This is a genomic window from Alkalihalobacillus deserti, assembly GCF_020734105.1.
GTDB lineage: Bacteria > Bacillota > Bacilli > Bacillales > Bacillaceae_D > Halalkalibacter > Halalkalibacter deserti.
The window spans coordinates 671,295-689,505 of sequence record NZ_JAJAFR010000001.1 but is presented as its reverse complement, the minus strand read 5'-3'; the positions used below and the strand labels follow the sequence as shown (position 1 = coordinate 689,505).

At 34.3% G+C, this 18,211-nt stretch carries 21 protein-coding genes, 1 pseudogene and 1 riboswitch; of the genes and pseudogenes, 11 read left to right on the top strand and 11 right to left on the bottom strand.

Annotated elements, in window-relative coordinates:
- Positions 1 to 22: 22 nt before the first annotated feature.
- Positions 23 to 126: riboswitch (TPP riboswitch) on the bottom strand.
- Between the two features lie 491 nt (positions 127 to 617).
- Entirely contained in the window at positions 618 to 1,070 is a 453-nt protein-coding gene (locus LDX58_RS03420; protein ID WP_227935423.1) for a hypothetical protein, read from the top strand.
- A gap of 417 nt (positions 1,071 to 1,487) precedes the next feature.
- Here LDX58_RS03420 and LDX58_RS03415 read toward each other — a convergent pair whose 3' ends face one another.
- The 7 genes from LDX58_RS03415 to LDX58_RS03385 all read right to left on the bottom strand — a co-directional run bounded on the left by LDX58_RS03415 (position 1,488) and on the right by LDX58_RS03385 (position 9,392).
- Positions 1,488 to 2,351: a DUF421 domain-containing protein gene (locus tag LDX58_RS03415; protein ID WP_227935422.1), complete on the bottom strand. Its 864-nt coding sequence runs from the start codon at positions 2,349 to 2,351 to the stop codon at positions 1,488 to 1,490.
- A gap of 334 nt (positions 2,352 to 2,685) precedes the next feature.
- Entirely contained in the window at positions 2,686 to 2,895 is a 210-nt protein-coding gene (locus LDX58_RS03410) for a DUF1657 domain-containing protein (protein ID WP_227935421.1), read from the bottom strand.
- 216 nt (positions 2,896 to 3,111) lie between these two features.
- Positions 3,112 to 4,533, bottom strand: a complete 1,422-nt coding sequence (locus LDX58_RS03405) for a phospholipase D-like domain-containing protein (RefSeq protein WP_227935420.1) — start codon at positions 4,531 to 4,533, stop codon at positions 3,112 to 3,114.
- Between the two features lie 391 nt (positions 4,534 to 4,924).
- Positions 4,925 to 6,217 (bottom strand): voltage-gated chloride channel family protein, encoded by a 1,293-nt coding sequence (locus LDX58_RS03400; protein WP_227935419.1) that lies wholly within the window; start codon positions 6,215 to 6,217, stop codon positions 4,925 to 4,927.
- A gap of 11 nt (positions 6,218 to 6,228) precedes the next feature.
- Positions 6,229 to 6,840 (bottom strand): DUF421 domain-containing protein, encoded by a 612-nt coding sequence (locus LDX58_RS03395; RefSeq protein ID WP_227935418.1) that lies wholly within the window; start codon positions 6,838 to 6,840, stop codon positions 6,229 to 6,231.
- A 477-nt stretch (positions 6,841 to 7,317) separates the two neighbouring features.
- Positions 7,318 to 8,790 carry an alkaline phosphatase family protein gene (locus tag LDX58_RS03390; RefSeq protein WP_227935417.1) on the bottom strand — a complete coding sequence of 491 codons (1,473 nt, stop codon included), beginning with the start codon at positions 8,788 to 8,790 and terminating at the stop codon, positions 7,318 to 7,320.
- Positions 8,791 to 9,224: 434 nt separating this feature from the next.
- Entirely contained in the window at positions 9,225 to 9,392 is a 168-nt protein-coding gene (locus tag LDX58_RS03385; protein WP_227935416.1) for a hypothetical protein, read from the bottom strand.
- A 365-nt stretch (positions 9,393 to 9,757) separates the two neighbouring features.
- On the opposite strand from LDX58_RS03385, the gene LDX58_RS03380 reads away from it, so the two are divergent.
- Positions 9,758 to 9,919, top strand: a complete 162-nt coding sequence (locus LDX58_RS03380) for a hypothetical protein (protein WP_227935415.1) — start codon at positions 9,758 to 9,760, stop codon at positions 9,917 to 9,919.
- Between the two features lie 371 nt (positions 9,920 to 10,290).
- On the opposite strand, the gene LDX58_RS03375 is transcribed toward LDX58_RS03380, so the two are convergent.
- The 3 genes from LDX58_RS03375 to LDX58_RS03365 form a co-directional block, all read right to left on the bottom strand.
- Positions 10,291 to 10,449: a hypothetical protein gene (locus LDX58_RS03375; protein WP_227935414.1), complete on the bottom strand. Its 159-nt coding sequence runs from the start codon at positions 10,447 to 10,449 to the stop codon at positions 10,291 to 10,293.
- A 642-nt stretch (positions 10,450 to 11,091) separates the two neighbouring features.
- Entirely contained in the window at positions 11,092 to 11,271 is a 180-nt protein-coding gene (locus LDX58_RS03370) for a CsbD family protein (protein ID WP_227935413.1), read from the bottom strand.
- Positions 11,272 to 11,363: 92 nt separating this feature from the next.
- A complete protein-coding gene (locus LDX58_RS03365; protein WP_227935412.1) occupies positions 11,364 to 11,513 on the bottom strand; it encodes a hypothetical protein in 150 nt (49 codons plus the stop codon).
- 351 nt (positions 11,514 to 11,864) lie between these two features.
- On the opposite strand from LDX58_RS03365, the gene LDX58_RS03360 reads away from it, so the two are divergent.
- Positions 11,865 to 12,548, top strand: coding sequence for a DUF421 domain-containing protein (locus LDX58_RS03360; RefSeq protein ID WP_227935411.1), 684 nt, complete (start codon positions 11,865 to 11,867; stop codon positions 12,546 to 12,548).
- Between the two features lie 229 nt (positions 12,549 to 12,777).
- Positions 12,778 to 13,299, top strand: a complete 522-nt coding sequence (locus LDX58_RS03355) for an undecaprenyl-diphosphatase (protein WP_227935410.1) — start codon at positions 12,778 to 12,780, stop codon at positions 13,297 to 13,299.
- A gap of 855 nt (positions 13,300 to 14,154) precedes the next feature.
- Here the strand turns inward: LDX58_RS03355 and LDX58_RS26595 are convergent.
- Positions 14,155 to 14,328, bottom strand: a complete 174-nt coding sequence (locus LDX58_RS26595; protein ID WP_227935497.1) for a YetF domain-containing protein — start codon at positions 14,326 to 14,328, stop codon at positions 14,155 to 14,157.
- Between LDX58_RS26595 and LDX58_RS27035 the strand changes: the two genes are divergently transcribed.
- From LDX58_RS27035 to spoVAE, 7 genes and pseudogenes are all read left to right on the top strand, one after another.
- On the top strand, positions 14,305 to 14,478 hold the full coding sequence (locus LDX58_RS27035; protein WP_504752622.1) for a YetF domain-containing protein: 174 nt from the start codon (positions 14,305 to 14,307) through the stop codon (positions 14,476 to 14,478). The genes LDX58_RS26595 and LDX58_RS27035 overlap by 24 nt on opposite strands.
- A 537-nt stretch (positions 14,479 to 15,015) precedes the next feature.
- A complete protein-coding gene (locus LDX58_RS03345; RefSeq protein ID WP_227935409.1) occupies positions 15,016 to 15,222 on the top strand; it encodes a hypothetical protein in 207 nt (68 codons plus the stop codon).
- A gap of 355 nt (positions 15,223 to 15,577) precedes the next feature.
- Positions 15,578 to 15,784: a DUF1657 domain-containing protein gene (locus LDX58_RS03340; protein ID WP_227935408.1), complete on the top strand. Its 207-nt coding sequence runs from the start codon at positions 15,578 to 15,580 to the stop codon at positions 15,782 to 15,784.
- Between the two features lie 123 nt (positions 15,785 to 15,907).
- Positions 15,908 to 16,345: a hypothetical protein gene (locus LDX58_RS03335; RefSeq protein ID WP_227935407.1), complete on the top strand. Its 438-nt coding sequence runs from the start codon at positions 15,908 to 15,910 to the stop codon at positions 16,343 to 16,345.
- A 14-nt stretch (positions 16,346 to 16,359) separates the two neighbouring features.
- Positions 16,360 to 16,839 carry a stage V sporulation protein AC gene (gene spoVAC / locus LDX58_RS03330; protein WP_227935406.1) on the top strand — a complete coding sequence of 160 codons (480 nt, stop codon included), beginning with the start codon at positions 16,360 to 16,362 and terminating at the stop codon, positions 16,837 to 16,839.
- Position 16,840: 1 nt separating this feature from the next.
- Positions 16,841 to 17,857, top strand: a pseudogene (gene spoVAD, locus LDX58_RS03325) (stage V sporulation protein AD).
- A complete protein-coding gene (gene spoVAE, locus LDX58_RS03320; protein ID WP_227935405.1) occupies positions 17,854 to 18,204 on the top strand; it encodes a stage V sporulation protein AE in 351 nt (116 codons plus the stop codon). The pseudogene spoVAD and the gene spoVAE overlap by 4 nt, the downstream one beginning before the upstream one ends.
- The last annotated feature ends 7 nt before the right edge of the window (positions 18,205 to 18,211 follow it).

Sequence of the window (18,211 nt, the reverse complement as noted above, 5' to 3'; positions counted from 1 at the left end):
AATTAGTATTTTCATAAAATATACTGAGTCGACTCCACTTTCCTACGCTGGTGCTAACCAGATCAGGTTCGAAGGGATTAAGGAAAACTCCTTATCTCAGCCATTATGGCACCCCTAGTGGATTTCTTATTAAGTTGACACAATCATACCATATATCCCCAATCCGGTCAAAGTTTTCTTATCAACAACTTTTTCATTCACTGCGATTCGTATTATGCTCTTTGGCTTTGTTAATGCTCAGAAGAAAAATTTAACATTAAACGCCAAATACACTTCTATTTATTTAGCATTCAATTCAGTAAGAAATGATAGTATCTTTTTTTCGGATAATAATCAATCCATTAATACATGAAATTATATCCTGTATATGATGGATTAAATAATTATTACTGTATTCAACGATCTGGCCCGGTTGCATGTCTGCTTAATTTAAATTACATTTCCTTCAATTATAGAGTTACTGATAAATGGTTATTCACATAGAATATTTTAGGGATTTAGCGATACATGCAATGTTCAATTATCCGAAAGTTATTCCAGTAAATTTACTGGAACAATCTTAAGTTCTACTTTTTTAAGCTGAATATACTTTGTTAATGGAAAGGCAGGTTAGTCAATTGAATCATTATGGTTTAAGACAAAATTGGGACCAGATTTTAGAATTATTAAATCAAAGCTTATTTGCTGAGCAAATGGTTTGTTCAACGAGTTCACAGTTGTTTCATATTGAAGCAACAAAAGACCTAGAGGGTAATTCAGAAATGCATAACCATCTTGTACCAGCTTCGTATCACAGAGTTACAGCATTAGGTTCCGCTCATCGACTTCAAAATGGCGAATCCCATGTTTCAGTTATTGATACTTTGATTTCATGTGTAAATAATGCCCTTAAAGAAGATCAGGAAGTAACGAAATGGTTACAAGTGATGTTGGAAAATGCACCAAATGAATTTAAACCATTTATTCAAAACATAAGTAGTTGGCAACAACAAAAAGAACAAAGTTTATTTTCTGTTCAACAACTTTTAAACCAAATGGGCTTTGAATCTAACAATCAAAATCAATATTGATAACGAAAATTACTGTTAGGTCGTTGTATTGTTCATTCTATTAATCATCTTTAGTTCTACTAATTTCCACACCGACTGACCAGAGTTCAAAAAAAGAAATAAGAGTCATCATTGTGGCTCTTATTTCTTTTGATAAGGGAAAAAAGCCACCGTATTACCTCTTAGTAAATTCAAACATAGTAGGTTATTTTGTATTCTTGAAATAAAAACAGGCTGAATTTATATCAATCATCATCTTATCGCCATTTAAATCAAGTTCAAATTTTTTACTATGTAAACATCACTCAAATACGGAAAATAATATTCATACTTATTCAATTTTTCTGCATCGTTGAAATAAACGAACCCGATAAAGGTTTAATAAAAACGTAACAATGACTTAAACTTATGCTACTTTTTCACTTAACCCAAGCTGTACTACTCTTTTAAATACCCACTCATATCATCTAACAATTTATCCATTTGCTTAGCATAGCCATTGTACATATCCTTTGCATTTTTATTTTCAGTTTGCAAAGAAAAATTTACTAAATTTGCCTGTAGTTGCTTAATATTGGCTGCAACCAATAACTTTTGTTTCACTTGTGGCATTTTCAATGTATCGTTATACAGGTCAACATAAACATTTCCCATCGAATCTATTTGGGCAAAAAACACCTCCGAAAATTTCTTTGCTCCTTGCTTCATAATTTCTCCTAATAGCCAATCTTTTGTATACCCATACTCACTCAAACTTCTTTCCATCACATTCCCATCTATAATAACAATCCGGGGTTCTCGTTCTTGTTCCGTTACCTTCCCGACATCCTTTGGCGTTAATGGTAGCAGTTCGCTTTTTTTCATCACACTAACTTGTCCATTTTTCTCCATGACGGCTGTTTCGACTTCGGAAAGTTTAAAAACATCCTTTTGTCTTAAAGCAATCATAAGTTCATCGACTGTGAAATCTTCCTTTTTTAAACTTTTTTCTAGGATTTTACCATTTTTAATTAGAATTCTCGGTGTACCTTCGACCAGTGTTCGAAAGCGTAATGACTTTAATTCAATTTTCGATATAAGAACCGGTATGGCTGCCCAAATAAGCATCCCAAGAATAAAATTAGACATTCTTACCTCTGTTCCGAAAGTTAATTCCGCCGCTAAACTTCCGATTGAAATCCCTACAACATATTCATAAAATGTCATATTCCTAAGATGTTTCTTTCCCATAAGACGAGTTAAAATTAGTAAAAAAATAATTCCGAACACGCCTCTGAATAAAACCACCCCTAATTCATTCATTTAACTCACCTCTAATTTGATTCAAATGTACTATTCTAACATTATTGGGTAAACGATCTCTAAACATACTTATTTAGAAACTTATTTTAGATGTGTCAATAGCGAAAAATGGAACTTACAACTTCTAGAAGTACAAAGTGACTAGCACGAGATTGAATAAAAAAATAACATTACCTAAAGGAATGTTAAAAATGAGGACGAGGTAGAGACTAATATCGGGCTAAGAAAAATTCTCTATTATCTGAATTTTATTTATAGCAGCTAACAAAATTAAATAGATCTAACTCAAAACTATTGAGTAAGACCTATAATTTTTACAGTGAATGTTCAAAAGTTACTGATCAATCTTAAAACTTGGTTCTTCCTGCTCGATTTCTCCCATTCGTATTTCTAACCCTTCAATTATTTCTTGAATCTGTGCCGCAGCTTTGTTATACCGCTCGCTAGCCTCCTCATCTTTTGTTTGCAAGGCAAACGTTTCAAAATTTGCTTGTACACTTCGTGCATTTGCTAAAGCTTGTCTAACTTGTGTTCCTACTGTCACTTTAAAAACCTCCTCTGAACGAGTAACTAACCAATTAACCTATTCTCTATTGAATCTAAGTTTGAACAGTATTTATGATTGCCAAGTACAGTACTTTAAAATGTTACACAGTTTATACTTGCTTAGTACTCGCCTCAAGTGTAACTATAAGGCTACGGTACTTTAAGACATACTCAAATATATAAATTTTCAACAATGATATCCATTTCAGGGAGATCATAACAAATGTTCATTAAACCGAGTAAGGCCAGATAAAACTCGAGTAATAGTTGCTTTTACAGGAGAAACCATTTTTTCTTCTATCCGTGGGTGAGCGATGTATGAACCGTTATTTCTGACCCTTAGGCTATTATGATTGATAACATCATCAATCTTATTTTTCATTTGGCTTGCGAACTCCTTGCTATCAATTACAACCATTATTTCCGTACTTAGATAAGTACTTCTTGAATCTAAATTAAAGGAGCCAACTAGACTTATTCTGTTGTCAAAAATAAATGATTTAGTATGATACGATTCTGACGGGCCTTGAAATTCGTAGACATTGATCCCTAAATCAACTATTTTTTTTCGATACCTTCTATATCCTGAATAGGCCAAAAGATTGGGGGAGGCTGCAAGTGAATTCGTCAAAGCCACTACTTTGCCAGCAGAAAGATTTTCTTTATCTAAGGTTTGCAACATGTTATTAGTAGGAATGATATACGGACTTTGTATTAAAATAGACTTTTTTGCTTCCTTCATCAAATTTGAGATCTCATACCAAACCCAAGGCTCTTTTTTTAGACGCTCAATTGGATTGTGAATAAACGTAACTTTATTAGTTGGCTGAGACCTTTCTATCCAATTGATTTCACGTTGAAACATTTCAAGGTGAGAGTGGAGAAGAGTTTTAAAAAGCTGCCTTATATCTGAAAGTTTTTTTTGTGCGATTAATTGCTGTTTCTTTGTTAATTGAGTGACTGGGTGTTTGGTAAATTCGTGATTCCAAACATATTCATAATATTCTTTAATTTGCGAAATAACACTTGTTTCAAAGTTGTCGACATCCGTATTAACAATCACTACATCGCGATCATTTGTTGCCCCGTCATATCCAGCAGGAGCAAAATACTTATCACCTATGTTCCGACCACCTATCATCGTCAGTTCATGATCGACGATAATGATCTTATCATGAAGTCTGTTATTCCACGTCCAAGGTCGTAAAGGATCAAAAGGTTCATAAAATTTCAACTGTATATTGGGGTGATCAGACAAAGAGTAAAGAATATCTTTCCTCTTTCCCTTCATGTGATGAAATAATCCGTCAAGAAGAATTCTGATTTGAACTCCTTTATCAGCTGCATTCACAATACTAGCAAGAAAAATATTACTAGCTAATCCAGGACTAATCATATAGTAAGATATATCCAATGTCTCATGCGCATTTTCAATAAGGTTAATACGAGCAAGCCCTGATTCATACCTCTCTTCCACAAGAGCGACCCGATCCTGACAACTCTCTTCACCAAAAAAGCGTTGAGGAGCGTGTTTATCTTTATAATGACTTCTCTTATGCTTGTAAAATTTAAATAAAATAAACCCTGAAAGTAATACATACAAAAAATATATGCACACTATGTAAGTGATTATCATGATCAAATCCCTCTTTTATATCGATATTTTCCACACTTTTTAAACAAATGAATTAGATCTAACAAACCAATTCTCTATATATTATCCTTCTCATTACCACCATAATTCATGAAGAATTTTTCAATAAGTGATTTGTAAAATATTTCTAAAGATAGTTTAAAACCTTTATGTGAGTAATAAGGATTACGTGCACTACCATTATTTTTCTACTATACAAATATTGTTATCGAATATTACCATTTACTATAATGATGGCGCCCTAAGGAAAAAATATAACGGCCTTTTCCCGGTTGAATACTAAGAAAAGGCCGCAACTTTATATTGTTTCGAGGAGCAAGGAGACGCTCTTTATTGTCATTATTTAAGTATTTCATTACGAGATCCGACCAAGCTAACGTTTTCTCAACTTTTCAATATGGCCGATGGTTTCTTCGTTAGAGATCGTATATAATCGGCTCTTCGGCTCATATATCGTTTGAGAAGGCCAAAGTCCATGATGTCCTGAAAAGATATAACTGACTAGGCATGCAACAAAAAAATATTCAATTCCTTTTCCATCAAACATCTCAAGAGCTAAGAGGAAGGCTGCTATAGGAGTATTAGCACCACCAGCAAAGGTAGCAATCAGTCCTAAAGCAGCAAGAAAGGACATAGGTAAATCAATGAAGGTCGACAAGGTATTCCCTAAGGTGGCCCCCATAAAAAATAGCGGGATGGCTTCCCCGCCTACAAAGCCAGTTCCCAGTGTAATTGCTGTAAATACTAGCTTAGCTAGAAAGGCAAAGGGAGGAACATCTTCTTTAAAAGATTGTTCAAGCATGTCTAACCCACGCCCATTGTAGGCTTCCGAACCTACGATCAACGTTAATGCCACAATAATGATTCCCCCAACAAAAGCTCTTAACATATGATTTTTCTTTAAATACTTCTCAGAAAAGTTTTGTATCCCATGTCTTAATTGGCAATATAAAACACTTAAGAGACTAAAGACAGTTGCTAGGAGAATAACGATTGTAAATGTGGACAGAGAGGCTTCAGGTACTGTTTGAATGTTGAATGATTCATGTTGAATTCCCCATGCTTTCTCGGACATATAATGACCGACGTAACTCGCGATAAGACAAGGGACGAATGCTTCGTATTTCATTTTCCCTAAAGCAGTCATTTCCATTCCGAAAACAGCTCCTGTAATAGGAGTACCAAACGCTGCTCCAAACCCTGCGCTTATTCCACTCATCAATAAAATGTTTTTGTCCAATATATTCACTTTAAAAAATTGATTTATCGCTTCCGCTACACTTCCTCCCATTTGGATAGAGGCCCCTTCTCTTCCAGTCGACCCACCAAATAAGACTGTAATAAATGTACCTAAATAGACAATCGGCCCCATTCTCCGTAGTACTTTAGCTTTACCATGAATCCCCTCTATAACCAGATTATTTCCTTTAGCTGAGTCATTTCCCGATTTCTTGCCGTAATTCATATATATATAACCTATAATTAAGCCTGCTAGCGGGAGAAAGAAGATCAGCCAAGAGTCTTTCTCACGTATCTCTCCGAGTAAGTCATTCGTATGTAAAAGGAAAGCCGTGGTCGATCCTATGATGACACCGATCCCTACTCCCGAAAGTATCCATTTGGATAAGGTTGAAATAAATGTTTTATACCTGAGTTTTAAATTCACTCTATCTTCCCTCATTTCAAATGTTCTGGAGGTTCCTGTATATGCTTTTTAGTTTCAACTTCAGTAAATAGGTTGTCTAATCCATTTGATTGAGTCACTGGGGTTTGGATAGGTGAGATCATCATGTTTCCTTGAATCGTCGATATCAGCATTTGAATATCTTCTTTGGTTGCGTATTGCTTTTCTGGTTTTAGCATATATCCTAATTGACCGTTTGATTCTACCGTAGCCCATTGTAAATCACTGATTCTTTGAACGCTTTGCTGTCTCAATCGGACTTCTAGCATATCAACGGTTAAACGCATTTTTTTTAAATTTCTTTCATTAACCTTTCCATTTTCAACCACCATGATTGATTTGCTGTAAATTATGCTTTCAAGGACGTCAAATTTCATTACGATATACTCAATAAAAATAAGAGTGAGTACAAGTAAAAGTGTAATTACCATAGTAATCCAAATGTTTCTATCTCCCACTGGCTGAATAATCAATGAACCAACGGCGACCATCATGACAGTCTGAGCAACCGTCAGTTGTGAAATTGACTTTCTTCCTGCCAATCGCAAAATAAGAACCCCACCAATAACAATGACGATAGATTTCCATATAAAATGTAAATCCAAGTCATAACCTCCTTCTCAAGCTTCTTCTTTTCTTTCTTCTTCTTTCAATATCTTTAACTGAAATTAATTAATATATGTAGGTAGGTTGTATCTGAAGGCAAGTATAATCGGAAAAATCGGATAGTATTACAGGTTAGCAGGGACTTATAATTGGGATTGTTCTACCATGCGATCGAATACGTTTTAGGAGGATTAGATACTGAACGAAAAGTCTTTCCTGCAATTAATCTATTACGTTCGGGGACGAGGAAGGAGAAAATGCTATTTACAGATACTTAGACGTATATGGGACTAAAATTCAGCCCCTGAATCCGGCAAGCTTTTAACACAAAGACTAAAATTTTCACCAATTTACTTCCATTGGAGAAAACTCTTTACCTTTAGAATAATTGCTTCTTTCATTTCGTCAAGATACTTTCCATTCGATGCCCTCCCACTATAAGGTTCCTATTATTTATATTTGGAAATGCTAAGCAATTAATTAGTAAGGTCTAAAATCCACTTTTTTAAGTCAATCATTCGGAAAAAATCAGGAGTAGATTCTGTACCTGTAACCAGCATCGGAACCAAAGAATCATTTTTATGAAAACCTCCATGACTTGCTCCTCCAGCATGTGAAGGTGTAATTTCCCCTTTTAATTCACAACCCGGTTTTACAGATATAACTACAAAGTCTCCTTCATGAGAATGGAGAGTGCTATGAAGCCTTCTTAGGGCATCTGGAAAATCACCGAAAGTGACGTCGTTTTCCTTTATAGTTAAATCAAGAATAGAGTGGTCTCCCCTAATCTCCCAAGTTTGATTGAATTCGTCCTTTGCTTTTCCACTTTCTTTAAATTTAAAGCTTTCTTTGCTCTCACCCGATGCAACATGAATCCATTCATCTATTTTCCAAGAGATCATATCGAGGCGTTCCTCTGTTTTTAATTTCTCGACAATCTCTGTTATTGGTACATCGTTTGTGTCTAATGAATAGATAAAACATGACCTCAAATTGTTTGCTATAACTACTTGATCTTCCTTTCGCACGCCCTTACTCAATTTTGTGATCTTTAATGGCCGTAATAATTTCATTAGATCAACAAAAGCTTGTTTGCGATCATCTTTTATGCCCGATTGACCATTATCCCCAATCAAAATCCAAATATGATTGTCAAGTGCCTCTTGCCATGTCGGAAAGGAGTCCAACATTGTTTGTAAGTTTCTATCCATGTCCTTAATACCCTTCGTATCCATAGGCCCTCGTTTATGAACATTCTTATCATGATCAGGCAGATAGACAAAGGAAAAGTCAGGAATGTCTTGATTATTAACTAAGTGAGTAAATTCTTGAGTCGAGAATTTATTATTAAAACCATATTTATGCCAAATACTGCTGTATTTCCCATTAGGATTCAGCCTAGATAAGCTACCATAGACATATTTTGTAGTTGCAAATGTATCAATGTGCTTATTAATACTTACAAAGTACCTTATAAAACCAGGAATTGTTAATCGGTGCTGAACGTTCCCTCTGTTTACAAGCGGATTGATAGAAGCAGTTTTTTTCCCTTGCTCGTGTAACTCCTCATGAATGGTTTTCACTTTTTTATTTAAATGTTCATTATTTAAACGGTAAAGAGAATCTTTCAAGCATGTACTAAGTCCCAGTTTCATTTGATCGAAAAGGTGTGTCCCATAATTAATGATCCTATTTTCTTTTTGGCTATACCATGTAAGAGAAGGGATTCCATGTTGATCTGAATAATGTCCTGTCAGTAATGCGCTTTCCACATTTACTGAGATTGTAGGGAAAGGGGCAACGACGCTAGGATAATATGTTCCATGTTCCATAAAGTATGTAAAAGCAGGTAAGGTTTCCTCTTTTAACGCAATGTGTAATGGTTTATCCATTAATGTATCAAGCATTACCATAATAACTTTTTTATTGGAAGTAGTAATTGATGTCACCCCTAATCATTCTTATTAAAATTTCACCTAAGAAACTAGTCCATTTTAGTATGCAAAAAATAATAGTAAATTATGTAGTAAAAAATATAGCTTACTGCTTGCTTCAAAGGTTCCATGGGCTAGATAATTATACATAGCAGTCATGATAACCCAAAGAACGACAGCCACCATTATGGTTTTGACAATTAGAGTGATACGTGTCGAAAATTAAAACCTCCTTAGTTGTTATTCAAATTTACCTAAGATGGTTATAAGTTTGAACTCATAATCTGGATGGTTGGATGGTCCCGTTCTCTTATTTTCTTGAATTAAATAAGCATCCTAAATTAAGGCTATTTTTTCTTTTAAGTGAAAGATAACAACAGAAAGGTGTCAACTGTTAGTTGACACCTTCTTTGGCTATGCGAGTGTGTGAACGAAGCTGAGAGAGCTAATTAGCAATTAGAGTTGTTAGTGCGATTATTGTTGTTATTTTTACTGTTGTTTAAGTTTTGTGCGTCATTTTCAATTGCAAATTCTACATTTTCATTTTCAACATTAAGCTCATTATTGTTATTATCCTTATTATTGTTGTTATTATTACGATTGTTGTTGTTAGTCATTTTCTCACCTCCAAGAATTAAGTTCTCCCATAATTTCTTTTTGATACGTCTTAGTCCTTCAATAAAAAAAGGATTCAAAAGGAAGATACAAATGGCTGATATGGAAGTTTAAGTCCTTTTGGAGATGTTGCAACTCCCCTTCACACTTGAACAAAATAAAAGAACTAAATATTAAAGGCTTCTATTTAATCAAGATGAGGATATCCCTTAGCTTAAAAAATTTGGTAACTAAAACCTTGTTTATTTTTAAGATCAAAAGTGAGACTAATTAATGTTTGAATATAGACATTTGATATTTCAAACGTTTTTTAGGTAACTCCGCTGACGAATTGGGCTTCAAACAACAACCGATAGGAGATGTTAATATGTTTGGGATGGGACGAAATAATAATGGAAATACTCTAATGTGGTCATTAGTTGGCTTAGGAGTAGGTGCAGCTACTTACGGAATCATGAGGGGACGTAACAATAACGGAAATAACATGATGCAGCCAGTTCAAAGAGCATTTAATCAGATGAGAGATTAGTTAACCGTTTTGGAGTTGATATAGGACAGCTTATCTTAGATAGGCTGTTCTTTCTATCCAAGTATTACTGATGCTTACCTACACATTATGGATTGAAAGCATTGTGATTTACCAATTCTGAAATTTCTCTTTAAATAATAACAACAGTATTTAATCCAAGCATTATCCCAACTGGCTATAAACATCTTTTCAGTTAGAACCTTCCTTAAAATCATTATTAGTAATTTAAATCTAAGATATTTTTATTGTATCCCTTACTTTTTTATCGTTCCTATACTTGAATCAATTGTTGATAAAAAAAACTCCAGTACTACGGTAATTAAACCCGTTGTCTGGAGTTTACTTTTATTATTTTTACAGATAAGGATGTTTTATTCTTGATCTAATACTCCAGTTGTCTCTTGTGATGCCATTTGTTTTTGAGCTTTGGCAACATGGTTACGTTCGTGGTTGAATTCGTTGACTTCACTGTATTTTTTTATATCTTCTTGTTCCTGTTCTTTTTTTGTTAGAGATTCCAACTTATCCATATTTATCCCTCCTACCAATAACTTTTTGAAGTTAACTGCAAAAAATCCTATCTCAACTAATTGGTAACTTTGTCTTTAATCATATACCTCTTCAGGTTTCTTGTAGTATGTCATGAAATAGGAATTGTTATGCGTAGTTTCCAATCGCGTAACGGACCCAATGGAACAAATTCATTGAAGAATATTTTGGCTTTAGAAAGGAAGTTTAATTATTTATGAAAGCAGAATACCAAGCTTTCCTGTTTTCCTAAACTGGTGAGGTGACGTAGCTTAATAATAAGTACCTTTATTATTGGAGTAAAACCTTTTAGGTTCATCAACTATTTTTTCTAAACGATTTTGCTTTTTACCCTTCTTAGTTTTATGTGCCTTTGGACGGTAGTATAATCCCCCATTGTTCAATACCTTAACGCCTGGGATCGCATTTAAAGCGGTTCCTTATTTGTTTTGCTTTTGAGTTTCTGAGTTTCATTATTAAGGAAGATTGCGTAGGAGCTACGACTTCTCCTGAACATAAGATAGTATATTCTCAAGCTGTATCCTCTTTTATATTAACAGATACAAAAAAAGCATATAAAGATATCATCCTTATATGCTCTGTCATTTATAAATGAAATATGTTATTTTTTTATATAGTTTCAATTAACGGTCCTTCGCTTTGCCAACCTCCTCTTGCACATCACCTTTTACTTTATCCTTCTTACCTTTGCGTTGAAGTTTTTGGTTGTCTGTTGCATTTCCTACTTGATCTTTCAGTTCACCTTTTGCTTTATTTACTCCACCTTTTACCTTATCTGATACCCCGTTATTGTTATTTGCCATGATCAATTCCTCCTTCTTGTGTTTAGAGGTATATAACCTTTATTTAATGGATGTAAACATTCAAGTATTAGGTGATAATATTCTTTCTTCTTCTATTTCTTTTGATGTAATTTTTGTTCTTCTTCGGTTTTATTTGTAACATATTCAAATCCATACCCTGTTGAACTTATTTCTAAAGTTTCTTCGTTAGCTTTTTTTTGCAAATTAAAATTTAAATCATCCTGACTTTTATCTTTTTCCATGTTAAAACCTCCTGTTATTTTTATGTTATTTTGCTACCTTATAAATTCACTTAAAAGTGTCTCTATCTTTTATATGGTCCCACTCTACTTAGGAGACATACTGAAAAAAATTGTTCGACTATTTACTTCTATCTAGAAACGAAGAAAAGCTCTTTATTGATAATGGCTGCCGTTACGACAACATCCTGCTCATTTGTTCTGGTACCGTTGCGAAATGAATTCCATTCCATGCTTATGTAGCCGTTTTTTAGTGATATACCATCTAAAAAGGACCCCCCTATTCCTCTTTTTGAGTATTATCCCCTTAATTGGTTAAAAATAGGTTTATGTAGTAAGAAGGAGGCAGGTAAAGTGAATACAAATTTCTTTCATCTAACAATTGAATTAACTATTGGTTTTATTGCATTAATCTTATTAACAAAGATTCTTGGAAAAACACAAATTACACAACTTACTCCCTTCTATTTTATTTCTGCTCTTATACTTGGAGAGTTATTAGGAAACGCTATTTATGATAAGGAAATAGGAATACAATATATTCTTTACGCTTTAACACTATGGGCAATACTTATTTTCACCGTTGAAGTAATCACTCAAAAAGTTAAAAAAACCCGATCTCTTCTTGAGGGGAAACCTTCGATTGTTATTCGAAATGGAATAATTGATTATCAAGAGTTGAAAAAAAATCGTCTTGATATAAATCAATTACAAATACTTCTTAGAAAAAAGGATGTCTTTTCTATCCGTGAGGTAGCCTACGCTATCTTAGAATCTGATGGCTCTGTCAGTGTAATGAAAAAATCAATGTATGATACCACTACGAAACAAGATATAAATATGATACCGAAGCCAGTCTTCTTACCTACCACCATTATTTCAGATGGAGAAATTTTATATGACAATTTAGCACAATCAGGCTACAACGAAGAATGGCTACTTAATGAGCTTAACAAACTAGGAATTGCAAGTATTAAACAAGTATTTTATGCAGAATGGCTAGAAGGGGAAACGCTTCTTGTAAATAATTACCATTAATTTGTAATGAGAAGTGAAAGAAACATGTGAACAAATCCATTAAATTAATAACCAAACTATTTTTCGATCATTACAGAGCATTTACCCGTTAATATTCGCTGCGATAAATTGTTGTACCAATTTAAAATTCAAAATCGCATTAAAAATTGTTAATTTCCTTTGTATTTCTGTATAGTACATGTTTCTCATTTCAAAGGGTATGATATGTATATCTACAAAAGATTAATTTATGGACTACAAAATATTTAGGGCGTTCAATCGGTTGGCGGGACGTAACTTTTTAATAGATATGCTAATGATATTTATTTCAAACAAAGTTCGTTTTATATTTATATTTGTTTTGATTTTTATGTTATTCCGAAACTATTCACACAAAAAAGTAGCGCTATCTGCGATTACAACAGCAGCTTTTACCTTGTTTATCAATAGTGTGATTAGACTCGTTTATTTTAAGCCCCGTCCCTTTGTTAAACACCGTGTAGGCATTCTTATTCCCTCAAAGGTAGACTCTTCATTTCCAAGTAAACATACATTGCTTGTATTTGCTGTAGCTACTTCAATTTTTCTACGGGAACGCGTTCTCGGATCAATCATGTTGGGTCTATCCGTACTAACGGGATTATCGCGTATTTGGGTAGGACATCATTTTCCATCTGATATCATCGGAAGTGCCTTCATTAGCATTTTCACAAGTATCGGCATTGGTAAATTTTCTAACTGGTTCACTTCAAATTTGAAGTCCAAAAACTAAGATAAATAAGATGGCATTTTTGCGTATCTCAATTGCAGTTATAAAGAGTTTAAATAGCACATAAGCGCAAATTTGATCAAATTACTCAGCAAGTATTTTACTGTCTTCTTTTACTAGTTTTTTCTTATGTCTTTAGGAACTAAGTTCTAACTATTTTAGATAAGGGAATACGCGTACCGAAGCTTATTGAACATAAAAAAGTAGCATTTAAAGCTACTTTTTTTATTAACCAAAACCTCACTAAACACCTATCCTTTAACAAAGACTTCAACCTCGATAACGGTAGACTGGAGCTTACAAAAACATTAAGAAGTATTGAGTAAATTGCTCTATTGTTTAGCGTGTTTTTTCATCTATAGTTATTTTTGTTTATACGCTTTTCTTTCATAAAAGGGGCTAACTAGTTTTATAAAAAATTTGTCTTTTTCACTCCAATTTCCTACTTAGCACTTACAATGATTATTTCTCCTAATTTCCATAGAGTTATAAGTATAATTAAACTCTTCTTTCAGTAGCTTTAGGTTGGAAACCTATTCTGCTTGACAGAACTATGATGCTATTCTTTTATATCCACTCATATCATCTAATAATTTATCCATTTGTTTAGCATAGCCATTGTACATCTTTTGCATTTTTATTTTCAGTTTGCAAAGAAAAATTCACTAAATTTTCCTGTAATTGCTTAATATTTGCTGCAACCAATAACTTTTGTTTCACTTATGGCATTTTCAATGTATCGTTATACAAGTCAACATAAACATTTCCCATCGAATCTATTTGTGCAAAAAACACCTCCGAAAATTTCTTTACTCCTTGCTTCATAATTTCTCCTAATAGCCAATCTTTCGTATTCCCTTACTCACTCAAACTTCTTTCCATAACATTTCCATCTAAAATGACAATCCGGGGTTCTCGTCCCTGTTCTGTTATCTTCCCGACATCCTTTGGCGTTAAAGGTTGCAGTTCGCTTTTTTTCATTACACTAACTTGTCCATTTTTCTCCAGATGGTAAAAATGAACCTTAAAAATCTCACTTTTATGAATAAGACAGAAGAATGGTTAAAAAGCGAATTAGAACATAAAGGATTCGATGACTTTAAATCTATTTTTTATGCATATGTTAAGGAGGAAAACGATTCATTAACGATTTTTCGCATAAATAATTTTTCTCACTTCTGAATCGACAATGGCTGTAAAATAAATGTTTTATATAGTCCCTGTCCCCAAGGACATCGAAAAAAGTAGCTCCGAGCACCTCGTATCAAACCGAGGGTCTCTTTTTTTGTTCAACCCTCAAATTACTTCATTACAGGAATGCTCCTTAAAACTTTCTTCGTCTACTCTCTTTTTATTTCAGTATCTCTTACTGAAAAATTAATTTATAGTTTGGTTCAGTGATTAAAGCATTATAAAACCCAACCCAAACTCAATAACGTAAGCTATGACCTAAACACTCTTGCCCTATTACAGTAAGTAAGAAGAAATTTAATTGGACTGATAAGCTTCTTTGCTTAAAAGCATTGCAGAGTTATGTACTTTTCATTTGCAACACTCTGTACTTATATTCTCACTTATATACCACTCCTAATACTAAGTCAGAGCTTTCCTGTTGCTAATCAAAATACTTAAAATAATTTCCTTAAATACAAGGGATAAAACATTTTGTTTGATACATCCTATACTTTGTCGACAAAACAAAAATTAGGAGGAAAAAACATGACAAATCAAATCGATACTAATAAATTAAAACAAGCGGAGGCTGCTGCTTCTATTACAAAAGATATGATTGCTCAAGCAATTGAACAATCTGCGGCAAACTCCACTCTTGCTTCAGAAGCGTTAAAGCAAGCATCATTTGAAGTTGCACAAATACAAACTTGGATTAGCCAAGTACAATCAGAGTTGCAAACTCAATCATCGTAATAAAAATGATTTTAATTTTCTAAAGAATTAAAGGGTTAATTAAAAAAGTCTTTTTCAGCAACGAATTCAGGCGAATAAATATATTGACAACTTATTAAGTACTTTTCATTTGAAAGTGTTTTTGACAATTAAAAATGTATTTTATGATAATCTCTTTTTCGGATGTAAATAAGCCGTTTATATACAAGTTATAACGGCTTATTCCCAATCCAACGTACAAAATGTCCGAAATATTGATTTGTTTCCATTATTTTGAACATATGGTAGGATTTCACAATGATCAAGCAGGATAGTGCTTGATCTACAATATAAAAGGAAGTTTATCAGACTTCAAAACACTAAGGAGGACTTACAAATGACAGTAGCAGCAAAAATGAAACAAACCGTAGCGGGATTAAAGAGTGCTCAAGCAAGCTTAGAAACGTTTGCACTTGAAACAGAAAACGAACAAGCAAAACAGCTTTTCCAACAAGCAGCTCAGCAAACACAAGGGATTGTTGATAGTTTGGATCCTCGTCTTCAGCAAATTGAAGAAGAAGAGCCACAATACAAACAACAATAAACTATTAGGGTGACTCAAACAAAAAGGGTCTCCCCCACGAATAGTAGGCGCTATGCACAATTGTGGGGCAGATTCTTTAGAGTCACCCTTTGTTATACATAACCATTAAAGGAGGAGGAAATGATGAAAGCGATCATTAACGCAATGGTTGTGGTAAGCTTGTTAGCCGGTTGTCAAACATTAACAGGTGGTGCAAGACAGGATATAAGGCCAATGCAGTTATCAGAAACAGTCATTATTGATCAAGAATATGCTGATGAAGCAAAGAAAATCGTCCTCTTAATGGAAGAAGTAGTTGAAATCAAAGGCGTTTCAGATGAAGACAATATTTATTTAGCCCCAAAAGTTAAGCACTTTGATCGCTTCAGATTAAAAGAAATTCGCAAACAAAGTCATGATGCTGTAAAAAAACGTTATCCAAACGCAACCGTTCATGTATCAACGGACCAAAAGATATTCATGGAACTTGAGAAACTAGAACAAGAGTTACAAAAAAGAACAATAAGTGAAAAACGTTTAAAACAAAAATTAAAAAAGCTTGATGAGATGATGAAAGTCTAATGAGGTGAATGTAAATGTCATCGAGTAATAAGAAAAATGTTACTCCTGCTCAAGAAAAGTATCAGAAATTAGCAAACAAATACGAAAAAAAACGTCCGGTTGTTAAAAACTGTCTTCGAGCATTTTTGATTGGTGGCCTTATTTGTTTAATCGGACAAGGCTTTCAAGTATTTTATTATACTTTCTTTGATTTTACTCAACGGACTGCAAGTGATCCAACGGTAGCAACAATGATCTTGATTTCCGTTTTATTAACTGGATTTGGAGTATATGACCGATTTGCACAATTTGCTGGTGGTGGTACAGCAGTGCCTGTAACAGGATTTGCGAATTCAGTTGCATCCGCTGCTATTGAACATCGAACAGAAGGTTATGTCCTTGGTGTAGGCGGGAAAATGTTTAAACTCGCTGGATCCGTTATTGTTTTTGGTACAGTGGCTGCCTTTTTCATCGCTATTATAAAGACAATTCTTATTCAGTGGGGAGGTTTATAAAATGTTACGAGGACATCAAACATGGGAATTTGAGAATAAACCTGTTATTCTTTCAACCGGTACTGTTGGTGGACCTTTTGAAGCCAAAGGTAAATTAGCAGATGATTTTGATTTATTACATGATGATTTATGGCTTCAACAAGATTCTTATGAAAAAGCTCAAAAAGTTTTAGTTGAAGAATCTATTTCGCGTGCCATTGAAAAGGCGGAATTACGAAATCAAGATATTTAATTTATGTTTGCTGGGGATTTAATTAATCAGATAACCCCTACTAGCTTTGCAAGCAGAACTCTTGCTATTCCTTATTTTGGTCTATTTGGTGCCTGCTCAACATCGATGGAGGGGTTAGTGCTAGCAGCTTTTGTCGTTAATTCTAAAGGTGCTGAAAGAGTGGTTACAGCTGCTTCCAGTCATAATGCTTCAACAGAAAAGCAATTTCGTTATCCAACTGAATATGGGGCACAAAAACCCCCTACTTCGCAATGGACCGTAACGGCTTCTGGTGCTGCCGTTATATCTAATGTTGGAGATGGTCCAGTTGTAACATCAGCTACGATAGGAAAAGTCATAGATATGGGTTTGTCAGATCCATTTAATATGGGCGGAGCAATGGCCCCTGCAGCAGCAGATACTATCGTCTCTCATTTTAGAGATCGAAACCTTCCACCAGATCATTACGATCTTGTTGCTTCTGGGGATTTAGGAGAAATTGGCCTTCCAATTGCAAAAGATCTTCTGAAGCAAAAAGGATTAGAGTTACCAGAAGGTACGTTACAAGACTGTGGTTTGATGATTTATCGTAAAGGACAACCAATCCTTGCTGGCGCTAGCGGTGCGGGGTGTTCAGCGGCAGTAACTTATGGACATTTATTAAATCGCATGAAAAGAGGAGAAGTAAATCGAATATTAATTGTAGCGACAGGAGCCTTATTATCACCAATGACTTTCCAGCAAAAAGAGACAACCCCTTGTATTGCACATGCTGTTTCAATTGAGGTAGGAGGTGGAATGACGTGATTTTTATATCGGCATTTGTTGTTGGAGGCCTTATTTGTGTCATTGGACAAATATTAATGGATGTATTTCAATTAACACCTGCACACATGACAAGTACGCTCGTTGTATCTGGTGCCGTCTTGGATGGCTTAGGATTATATGAACCATTAATAGACTTTGCTGGTGCAGGTGCGACTGTACCTATTACAAGCTTTGGTAATGCACTTGTACATGGGGCGATGGCTGAAGCGGAGAGCAACGGTTTAGTTGGTGTGCTTACAGGTATTTTTGAAGTAACAAGCGCTGGTATTTCCGCAGCAATTATTTTCGGATTTATTGCTTCCCTTATATTTAAACCAAAAGGATAAAGGAGTT